Annotated in this window: 1 protein-coding gene, 1 other RNA gene, 1 pseudogene and 1 riboswitch; of the genes and pseudogenes, 2 read left to right on the forward strand and 1 reads right to left on the reverse strand. The window is 75.2% G+C overall.

Translation table 11 applies throughout. From position 1 onward, the window contains the following. Positions 1-336, reverse strand: a pseudogene (locus E9529_RS21290) (hypothetical protein); the annotation flags it as partial. Positions 337-890: 554 nt separating this feature from the next. Between E9529_RS21290 and rnpB the strand changes: the two are divergent. Continuing rightward, an RNA gene (gene rnpB, locus E9529_RS21295) (RNase P RNA component class A) lies at positions 891-1,292 on the forward strand. A 213-nt stretch (positions 1,293-1,505) separates the two neighbouring features. Continuing rightward, positions 1,506-1,646: riboswitch (cyclic di-AMP (ydaO/yuaA leader) on the forward strand. A gap of 4 nt (positions 1,647-1,650) precedes the next feature. Beyond that, on the forward strand, positions 1,651-2,197 hold a 547-nt coding region (locus E9529_RS21300), incomplete at its 3' end, for a LysM domain-containing protein (RefSeq protein ID WP_236833257.1).

Consider the following 2,197-nt stretch of genomic DNA (forward strand, 5'->3'; position numbering starts at 1 on the left):
GTGCGCCATCGCCAGCTCATCGGGCACGAACTCACTGGTACCGGCCGGGCCGCGCTCCCCGGCCCGCTCCCCACCGGGCAGCGGATCGGCCGGCGCGGGCCGGGCGGCGGCCAGGTCCATCACCAGCTCCACCCGCAACGCCGCCAACCGCGCCTCGGCGGCCACGATCTGCCCCAGCAGATCCACCGCCTCCGCGGCGCTGCGCTGGGCGGGCAGCCAGGCCGACAGCGGCTCGTCCCACCGCTGCGGATCGGGGTCCTCGAGCTCCCAGGGCGAGGGCAGCGGGTCCACCAGGGACACCCCGACCCCCACCTGGAAGCTCGCCGCCGACGACACAACCGCAGGCTAGGCCGGGGGTGCGACAATTCCGGCCCACCGGAGAAGGGGGTGCCCACGAGGCACAACAACCAGGGCCGGGGGCGCCGCAGCGGCCGGGAGGACCGGGGGTGCCGCAGCGGCCGGGAGGGCCGGTGGCGCCGCAGCGGCTGGGAGCGCCGGCGCGCCGCAGCGGCCGGGAGGGCCGGGGGGGCCGCAGTGGCTGGGAGCGCAGGCGAGCGCGGGTTCCCGGAACCGGGGTGCCGGCGCGGGCTGCCGGACCGCCCGCCCTCGTACGGGCCGGCGGGCGTCCGACATCCCGACGGCGGTGTCGCAGGGGGAGAAGACCGCGGTGCACCCACGGTCAGGAAGGGCTGGGTACGCCCCCTCCGCAGGGCGTCAGCGCGTACGCCGGCTGAACCGGCTGAACAGCCGCTTGAGCAGGTTGGCCTTCACGAGTCCCGAGATCAGTCCCATGTCGTCCTCCTCCTTCGTCCGGTGCGGTGATCGACGTCCCGTACCCGAGCACCAGGGGGTCCATGTGCGCGACGCCCTACACTTCCTGGCACGACGGACGAGTCGGCCGGGCGGTCGCGTCGGCGGGGGAGACCCCGTCGCCGAGGAACGTCCGGGCTCCACAGGGCAGGGTGGTCGTTAACGGCGACCCGGGGTGACCCGCGGGACAGTGCCACAGAAAACAGACCGCCGGCGTTCGCGCCGGTAAGGGTGAAACGGTGGTGTAAGAGACCACCAGCACGCCGGGTGACCGGCGTGGCTCGGTAAACCCCACCCGGAGCTAGGTCAAGAAGGAGCGGTGGTGCGCCACCGCTCCGCGCAGGCGTTCGAGGGCGGCCCGCCCGAGCCTGCGGGTAGACCGCTGGAGCCTGCCGGCAACGGCAGGCCTAGATGGATGACCGCCCATCGGGAGGCCGTGAGGCGCCCGTGGACAGAACCCGGCGTACAGGCCGACTCGTCCGTCGCCCCCCGCGCCGGCGTCCGGGAGCGTCACCCGAACGGGTGAACGTGGGCGCTGCGCGCGGGGTCGGTGACTCGGAGTAGCGCTTCGCGGAGGGTCCGCGAAAAGGCCGGGTCGGTGCTTCAGGCACGCCGACGGCGCTGCCTACCGTTTCGCTCGTCCGCTGATCGGCGGACCCGGGTGGCCGCCCGCCGAACCTGCCCACGGCCGCCCGGCAGCGAACACGACGGGCAGGGCGGGGGACCCACCGTTCAGTGGTCCTCCGGGGATCTCGGGGTGAAGCCGCGTCTCGCGCGGCCGGGCAGCTCTCGCCCGAACCCGACAGCTAACCCCGCAGGCGGTGAGAGGCGCACAACTCCATGCCCAAGAGCAACCGCACCGTGGGGCGGCACCGTCGTCCCTCCCGCAACCGCACCATGGCCGCCGTGTCCTACCCGGCGGTCGTCATCGCCGCGGCGTCCGCGTTCACCATGGGGGCCATCAGCCCCGCGGCCGCGCACACCGGCGAGCACACCGTCAGCGCCGGCGACACCCTCAGCAAGCTCGCGGCCGGCCACGGCACCACGTGGCAGAGCATCTACGACGCCAACCGCGGCACCATCGGCGCCGACCCCAACCTGCTGCGCGTCGGGCAGGTGCTCACCATCGGCGGCTCCGGTGCCGTCCCGGCACCGGCGGCGGCCCCCGCGGCCGACGCCGGCTCCTACACCGTGGTCGCCGGCGACACGCTGGCCCGCATCGCGGCCCGGCACGGCACCACCTGGCAGGACCTGCACGCCCTCAACCTCGGCGTCATCGGGCCGGACGCGAACGTCCTGCGCGTCGGCCAGGTGCTCGCCCTGAGCGGCGGGGGAGCGGTGCCCGAGGCCGCCAGCCGGTCGGAGCGTCCCGCCCCGGCGCCCGCCC

Source organism: Blastococcus sp. KM273128, from assembly GCF_021698975.1.
Taxonomy (GTDB): domain Bacteria; phylum Actinomycetota; class Actinomycetes; order Mycobacteriales; family Geodermatophilaceae; genus Blastococcus.